At 51.5% G+C, this 8,321-nt stretch carries 5 protein-coding genes; 2 read left to right on the top strand and 3 right to left on the bottom strand.

Translation table 11 applies throughout. The features are described from left to right. Nucleotides 1–203: 203 nt before the first annotated feature. Nucleotides 204–497, top strand: a complete 294-nt coding sequence (locus G5195_RS06945; protein ID WP_216953101.1) for a hypothetical protein — start codon at nt 204–206, stop codon at nt 495–497. On the opposite strand, the gene G5195_RS06940 is transcribed toward G5195_RS06945, so the two are convergent. Continuing rightward, nucleotides 468–3,926: an ATP-binding protein gene (locus G5195_RS06940; protein WP_421222988.1), complete on the bottom strand. Its 3,459-nt coding sequence runs from the start codon at nt 3,924–3,926 to the stop codon at nt 468–470. The genes G5195_RS06945 and G5195_RS06940 overlap by 30 nt on opposite strands. Before the next feature lie 121 nt (nt 3,927–4,047). On the opposite strand from G5195_RS06940, the gene G5195_RS06935 reads away from it, so the two are divergent. Further along, nucleotides 4,048–4,686, top strand: a complete 639-nt coding sequence (locus G5195_RS06935; protein WP_421208758.1) for a response regulator — start codon at nt 4,048–4,050, stop codon at nt 4,684–4,686. A 2-nt stretch (nt 4,687–4,688) separates the two neighbouring features. Here G5195_RS06935 and G5195_RS06930 read toward each other — a convergent pair whose 3' ends face one another. Together G5195_RS06930 and G5195_RS06925 are read right to left on the bottom strand one after the other, a co-directional pair. Next, nucleotides 4,689–5,843 (bottom strand): hypothetical protein, encoded by a 1,155-nt coding sequence (locus tag G5195_RS06930; RefSeq protein WP_421222986.1) that lies wholly within the window; start codon nt 5,841–5,843, stop codon nt 4,689–4,691. Next, nucleotides 5,836–8,292, bottom strand: a complete 2,457-nt coding sequence (locus G5195_RS06925; RefSeq protein WP_421205244.1) for a TcfC E-set like domain-containing protein — start codon at nt 8,290–8,292, stop codon at nt 5,836–5,838. Before G5195_RS06925 ends, G5195_RS06930 begins: the two co-directional genes overlap by 8 nt. Nucleotides 8,293–8,321: the final 29 nt, after the last annotated feature.

Here is an 8,321-nt window from a genome sequence, read left to right as displayed (position 1 = left end):
CAAAGGGATCAGACTGTAAATCTGACGGCTCTGCCTTCGAAGGTTCGAATCCTTCTCCCTCCACCATCATTCAGAAAGCCCGGCCTTGCGCCGGGTTTTCGCTTTCTTGCCCACTAACACTTTCCGCCCTTGTCAGATTTGACAGTTGCAATTGCATCCCACCTTGCTCATCGTGGCATCATCAACATCAGAGTGTTCACATCATGTTTGAAGTCTGGGATGAGCATGGCCACGCAACAGGTCTGACACTGCAGGCACTCAAAATCAGAATCAGCAACGACTATCAGGGCGATCTGATGGTGCGCTACAGCAACAAGCTGGGACTCCCCACGACTCTTTTTCTGACGGTTCACAAGGGAGTGGCCTACCAGCGCTTTAAAGCGGGCTCGCCAAGACTGGACTGGGAGTGGCTGGCTGGGGCTGGTAATGGCCATACACCCCGCGATTTTATGAGTGAGCAGTTCCCCTTATTTCAGTTCTCCCTCGACAACAACTGACTCTTCATACCGTTCGCTTAACCCCCTCAGCTCCCCGATGATTTGCTGTAATTGGGCACGAAATCCGGTCAGCTCATCAGCACAAGATGAGGACCCGAGCTGGCGGATCTTCTCTTCCAGTCGCCATGCCTCTTCAGCCAGCTGCGGCGCCATCATCATGCTGATGGTCCCCGCCTGACGATGCACCCAATTCGCCAGTGCCTTGTCATCCTGTGGCTGCTGCACCATCGCTTGCTCAAGCTCTTGGCGAAATAGCGGAAACATCTGCCGTAACTTGTCACCTTGGCCAAAAAATGCCTCCATGGCCGCGACATCAATCAAGGATGGCGATGGCAGGATACGCCACTTTTGCAGCATCTGACGCAAACCATCCAGCAGCACCGGCTTGCCCAGCAAATCATCCATGCCGGCGGCAAAGCAGCGTTCAGCCTGCTCAGGCATGACATTGGCCGTCATGGCAATGATCAGCAAGCGCTTCTTATCCTCCCCAGCCCGTACCCTGCGCGTGAACTCATAGCCATCCATCACCGGCATCTGACAGTCACAGAGCACCAGATCATAGGGATACTGCGCGACCATCTCGAGGGCTTGCTGGCCGTGCTCAGCCAGTTCGCAGTTCAGCTTGAGCTGCCCGAGCTGGCGTATCACCAGCTGCTGGTTAAGGGGATTATCTTCCACCAGCAGTATCCGACAGGGCAGCATGGACCCACGCGCAGCGCTATTGGGCATCAATTGTGAGGCGGTCTCATCGCTCAAGACCAGCTGGCGATAGCAGACTTCCCGCACTGCATGCCAGGTCATGGGATTGCTGTTGAGAATGTAACCCTTCTCATCACTGCGATAGCCAAGAGGGGTTGCCAGCGGCAGCACCCGGATAACGCCCTCAGCCGCCAGGTCATGGTCACTGAAACGCAACTGAGCATTATCAGGGGGCGACGTTCGCGTGACTCCCAGCGCGTCAAGATGCAGTAACAGGGTGTGACACAGCTTATCGTCATGCAGTTCAATGCTGGCTTGCAGGCCATTGAGACGGAGATCCGGCTCTCGCTTTACCAGAACAGGCAACGTGACTGTCAAGGTGATAAAAGTGCCGAGCCCCGGGGCACTCTCCAGCCGGATCTCGCCCCCCATCAAGGTGGCCAGGGTCTGGCAGATACTCAGCCCCAAGCCAGTACCACCATAACTGCGGGTGGTAGAGCTCTCCGCCTGCTCAAAGGCATTAAAGATCCGGTCACGCGCTTCGGGTGTCATGCCGATGCCACTGTCGCGCACACCGAAGCGCAATTGCTGTTGTCCCTCCCCCTGTGCCAGCAGTTGCACCGAAATCTCGATAAAGCCCCGCTCGGTAAATTTGATGGCATTGCTGACAAAGTTGAAGAGGATCTGACGCAAACGCAGCTCATCGCCGCTTACCCGGGCCGCAACACCGGCATCAGCCCACAAGTAGACGCGCAACCCCTTGCGGTGTATCTCGCTCACCGTCATGGTCAACACACTGTCGATCAGCTCACGGAGGAGAAACGGGGTTTGCTCGAGCTGCATCTTGCCTGCCTCCAGCTTGGCATAGTCGAGCACATTGTCGATCAGTGCATGCAGTCCTAGGGCACCGCGGTTGATGATCTCGACCATCTGGCGCTGCTCCTGAGTCAGCTCGGTGAAGGTGAGCTGCTCCGCCATGCCGACGATACCATTCATGGGGGTGCGAATTTCGTGGCTCATGGTGGCCAGAAACTCCCCTTTCATGGTCGCCGCCGATTCCGCCCGCTCTTTCGCTCTGGCCAGTGCCAGCTCCACCTGCCGACGTCTGGTAATTTCCTGACGAAGGCGCCAATACGCAATGCAGATAACCAGTATAAAGAGGGTTATACCCGACCCCAGCGGGATAAGTGTGCGCATCAGTTGCTGCCATGACACCCCCTCGCTGTAGTTCAAAGCCAACCAAGTATTGCGGATCTGCCGTCGCTCCTTGTCGCTCATGCTGGCCAGCACCCGATTGACCAAAGGCAAGAGAGGGGTATAGGGCTCACGTACCGCTACCACCAGCTCATCCTTGAAGGGCGAAGGAGCCGCAATATTAAGCTGGTCTTCAAACTGATCCGCAATGAGTCGCGAGACTACCACCAGGTTGCCGATATAGGCATCCCCCTCACCAGCCGCAACTGCCGCCAACCCTTCACTGGCGTTGCTTGTCACCTTAATCGTCACATCCGGCAACAGCGCCTTGATCTGTGGAATTAACATACCGTCGGTCAATAGCAGTCGCTTGCCTGTCAGGTCCGTGATATCTCCTATGGTGGGCGTACCGCTTGCCGTCACCAATACCATGGGAAATGATGCGAAAGGCTGGCTGGCATGCCAACCCATCAACCTGTCGATGATGCGGGTTGGCAGCACAACAAGATCGACATCATGATGCAGCAACTGTTGTTGAAGATCAGGCCAGCTCTGAACCGGAACCCTGCTGTAAGCCAAGCCAAGCTTCTCTTGCAGCAGCGCCAGATAGTCAACTACCATTCCAACCAGATTGCCATCCCTGTCACGATAGTAGAAAGGCATCCAATTGGGACTCAATCCTAACTTCAATGGTGGCAGAGCCGACAACCATGCTCGCTCATCAGGGCGCAGCAAAAAATTACTGTGCCCCATAAAGTTGGGGACCAGGTTCTCCCCCAACCAGCGCTTCTCAAGCTCGCTGCGGGTCTCGACCGTCAACGCCTGAATGGCAGTATTAAGCTGGGTAGAAAGCGTTTGATTCTGGCTGGCAACAGCAAGATGAAGGGGCTCCATCAACAGGGGAGACTGTGCAACAACCGCCAGCGCAGGGTGACGCTTGATAAACAGATTGGCTACATACAGATTGCCGATATAGGCATCCGCTCGCCCTTGCTCCACCGCCTGCAGTGCGCTGCGAGTATCTACGAAGAGCCGCGGTGTGACCTTCGGATAGTGCAGCTTGACCAGCGTCTCGGTCATAAAGCCCTTTTCGATGGCAATGCTCGCAGACTGTAACCGGCTCACGTCGCGAAAGAGGGCGCTGTCCTGACGCACAACTACCACGGTCGGTGAGGTGTAATAGGGCAAACTGTAGGTGACACATGGGCGTCCCCCAGCATTAAAAGCATCGAGCAAGAGATCAATCTTGTCACGGCAAATATCCGCATACATGGCATCCCAGTCAGGGTAGGCATGCCAGGCAATCCGGTAATCCAGTTTTTTAGCTAATTGCTCCATTAATTCCACGCTGAATCCAGCGGCAACCTTACCATCCCATCGCTGAAATGGAGCCCATCCTCCTGCTAATATACCGACTTCAATAGTGGCAACCTCAGGCGGCTCAGAAGCCTGTAACACAGGGGTAAAGAATAAATAAAATCCAACAATAATGGTAATTTGACTGAGCAATGACTTTATTGAGCAACATATCGACATAGTGGTTTACATATTTTTACAAATCAGTGTATGCATATAAAAAACAGGGATCGCACGGTAGTATATCAATGTCAGCTTTGATAGCCTTAATTTTACTAATCGCATCAAGAGAGACTCACTTATGACCTTTAGGATTATACTTTCCGATGATCATCCATTGATTTTAGCTGGTATCCGTAGCCTGATTGAAAAAATAACCCCACGCTGTGATGTCGTAGCAGAGGCATATAGGGTTTCTGATTTGTATATTTTATTAAGGCAACAGCCATGTGACTTGCTGATAACGGATTTCAGCATGCCGGGTGATAGTCGCAGTGATGGCCTCGTAATGGTACAGCAATTACGCAGAGAGTATCCCAATTTGGCGATCATTGTACTGACACAACTCCACAACAATGCAATATTACAGGCTCTGCTTCAATGTGGGATTAGTGGCCTGATATTAAAAAAATCTGTTATCACTGAGTTATCAGAAGCCATTCGCCAAGTGCTGCTTGGCCACACTTATATAGGTAAGTCTGTTAAAACCCTGCTGACTGAGGCCGGCATATCTCGTCACACCGATCTCACCCCGCTTACACCAAAAGAGAGCGAGGTAGTGCGTTTGCTGGCCAGTGGCATGTCGGTCACCCAGGTAGCAGAACACTTGAATCGCAGTGTGAAGACCATCAGTACACAGAAAAAGAGCGCCATGATGCGCCTAGGCTTGCAAAGCGATAGTGAACTGTTTTTTTATGCACAAAATAACGGTTTAGTTTAATATTACATACCACCAACAGGTATTGTTGCATCGACAATTAATGTCACAATGCCTTTATATGTAGCTCCTGGTCGCTTCCTCATTTCATCAACTTTAGACTGTTCTATTTCAAATAAGAAAAAATCATTGGCACTTTCTTTACTATTCTTAAATGGCACTTTCACGGATGGACTTAAAATAAACTTCCCATATGCATTATTACGTGAAATAACAATTGGTACTCTATGGCTACCAGAGCGATCTCTTATTTCACATTGCCCGCCCCCCACATGTGTATACTGGCACATCAAACCGATCCAGAAAGGCGTATCACTTGATATTCTCACAGGTAACCTTGAGTTTAATACTGTAGGCAATGTGGAATTCCACCAGCCTTTAGGTGGCGTCAAGACAACTGTATTACTACCATGAGGAAACTCTACTTTCATTTGATTTCTTACAACTAAAGATATATCCATTTCGATAATTGATGGTGCTCTATATGCCGAATTACCAAGATCAAGATCTTTGTTTGATGAACCAACAGTAAGTGTCACTCTTCCTTGGTATCGACCATTCGGAATAGTATCTATGTTATCAGCAGAAAGTTTATAACCAAAATAATATTTACTTATTATCGCATTGATCCTTCTAATTGGGTTTGGATATATTTTCGTGTAACATGAACCCCCATTTTTTTGAGCGTTGGCCGCGATTGAATAAAATACTGTTTTGGTGCTACTCGCGGTATCTCGATCAACTAGGGAACAGTTCGAGTTAGGATGCGCCTGATATGCATCACCAATATCCACCCCTACATTTTTTAGAGTATAGCCGGTATGAGTAAAGGAGAATTTCATGTTCACTTTACTGCCTGTGGGACTAGTCAGTGTGACAGATTTTTCTCTAGGGAAGCTATGGAAAAAAAATCGGTCCCATGCATTACTACCTCTAAATATTGGTTTGTCAATATCTGTATCCACAGCAACCACTCTAGACACATTATCATCACAGAAATAAGATAGTGGTAGTTTTATACAAGGGTCTGTAATTCTAAATTCATTTTTTCCAGGGTTATCCCGTGATTGTGAGTATTCTGCATTGACCTTCAAAACGACGGAATGCGCCATCGTAAATGGCATCATAAATATAAATATAAAAATTAATATTTTAATCATATTTAACTGAACTCAATTTTGTTTCTAAACTGTGACAGGCTAGATCACCTAAAAATAGTATTCTGCTATTTATTGGTAAGGTGGGGACATCGACAACAGTCTCACACTGGCTAATGCCGTTTATCTCCATTTTCAAGATTGGATTGCGGGCGCTCATCTCAACGGCAAAAAAACCATCCACTTCACTCATGGTTCTACCTGCATGATTGACAACCATTGCCCCCTTCAAAGGAGCCCCCTTCTCATCCAACAGACGACCAATGACTGTTACCGTCTTCATGACGTGAACCTGATGATAGGCCACCCCCCCCTTGTTGAGGTGATAAGGCAACACGTTGGGGCGAATGCTCACCGAGGGGGCATCATGGCCAGCCAGATCCAGCTCAACAGCACCGCTGCGATAGGCTGCTACGGGTATTAGGTTGCGCCCTGGCCGCAACTTTAAATTACCACCCTGATCGTCATCGGCACGCAAGATCAGATCAGGCATATCGGACTCCAGATCCACTATCATGCCCGCCTCATACCCCTGAGATTGGCCGGTCATGGTCAGACTGCCCTCATCACCAAACGCCAGGGTGCTGTCAAGATTGAGCCCACCGCTCAGAGTACGGTTATAGGAGGAAGACAGCAGGTAGGCATCACCACTGACCAGATCCCCCTGAAACCTGGCATAGCCTGCTGTGCCGACGCCATAACTGTCAGTTGTCAGATTTACCCCGACGCTCTGCAGGGCCCCCCACTCCAGTAACTGCTGGTAACTGAGAGATCCGTTACGCTCTTGCCCGCCGGAACGGGAGGTTCGACTACCTATACCGACAGCCAATTGACTACGTTCTCCACCCAAGTTCATGCTTAGAGAGAGCATACTCCCCCTGTCCCTCGCGTTATCGGTACTGATGCTACCTGGCCGGTCAAATACCGTCAGGTTCCAGCTCACCGTCTGACCGAGTAGCTCGCCGTTGTAACGCCAGCCCAGATCAACCCCCAACCCACGCTCCGCCTGATGTGCCAAATAGAGGTTGGCAAAGTGTCGCTCGTCGAGCCGCTGCTGCAACGATATATTGCTCTGCTTGAGGTCGTGACTCCCCTCCCAAACTGGCCCTTTCTGGTGCTGCTGCTGGTGGCTGAGCACCAAGCTACCCTCGCCATAGTGATACAAGGCCTGCAGATCGAAGCCGCTTCCAAGTTCCTGTGTCGACATCAGGTTACCAAACAGCCGCCACTGATCATTCAGGCTCCAGTCGGCAGAAAGGCCGTGCTGCCAGCGCTGGTCGATATACTGGCTGGATGCCCCGACGATCACGGAGGGAGTGAGCAAATAATTGAGCATGATACCGCTACTTAGAGGACTGGGAGTGTCCTCTTCCAAGTTGCTGAACAGGCGGGTCTGCTGGCCAGCAAACAGGTTGAAACGCCATGCCTCATCAGGGTTTTGCCAGTTCATCGGCTTGTAGATCATCTCGCGCCGCCGTTCGGTAATCTGGCCATCTTCCAGCACACGCAGTTCCACCTCGTAGATCCCAGCAGGAAACACCTTGGTGTCCAGTGCCTGCAGCCCCGAACTCACCTGCTGCGAGTTAATGAGCTGCCCATCCCGATAGATCTCCACCATGCCGGGCCGGCTCGGGGTGACATAGACAGGAGTGGTACTGGCCTGGCCTTGCTCTATCAACAGGGTGTCGGAGTCCCCCAGCATGACACCCAACACGGTCGGGGTTCCCCCGCCAAACAGGGTAGGTTGACGCACCAAACCTTGTGCATAAGGCGAGAAGTAGCCCAACCTATAGAAGTGCCCCTTTCCTTCATGCTCGGCATAAAGTTGCTGTACATGGTGCTGCGCCACCTGCCCATTTCCTGACCGGCTCACTTCTCCCTCAAACAGCGGAGTCCATTGGCCTATGCTTCCCTGTGCAATTAGGTTGTAACGGCCACTACGCAGCTCACCTTCCTCCTGGGTCAGGTTCAACTGATGGCGCAACAGGGCGCCATAGCTGCCCCCACTGGGCAGATTGTAATAACGGTTCTGCGGCTGTCCCTTCTCGGCACCGGCCGTCAGCACCGACAACTGGGAGTTCTCTAGGCTGTACTCCAGCGCCAGCACTTCGTCAGCGCATGGATTCTGACATGGGCCCAGTCGATGGGATGCCTCCAGCGCCTTGGTCCAACGCTGACGGCTACGCTCGTCCAGCTCACTTTCATGGCTGCTGGTCAGAGCCAACAGTTGTACGCTGGTGTCTTTGCCCAGCACTATCTCGCCTTCCCCCAACAACTGCCCATCCACCAGAATGCGCACCGCCAGCGGGACGCCGAAGAAGTGATCGGCAAAGCCATCAGGCAAACCCTCTACTTGTTGCAACAGATCAAGGGGTTGTGCAACATGCCTACCCGTGGCCCAGGCAGGTGCGCAAAACACAACCAGGATCAACAGGAAAGAGAAATACTGCATGTATCTATCCCACTTCTTCTAAGCACAGA

It is taken from the genome of Aeromonas sp. 601039 (assembly GCF_049174415.1).
Lineage (GTDB): Bacteria > Pseudomonadota > Gammaproteobacteria > Enterobacterales > Aeromonadaceae > Aeromonas > Aeromonas veronii_A.
Note: the sequence above shows the minus strand (reverse complement) of the source record. Positions and strands in the feature narration are given on the sequence as shown.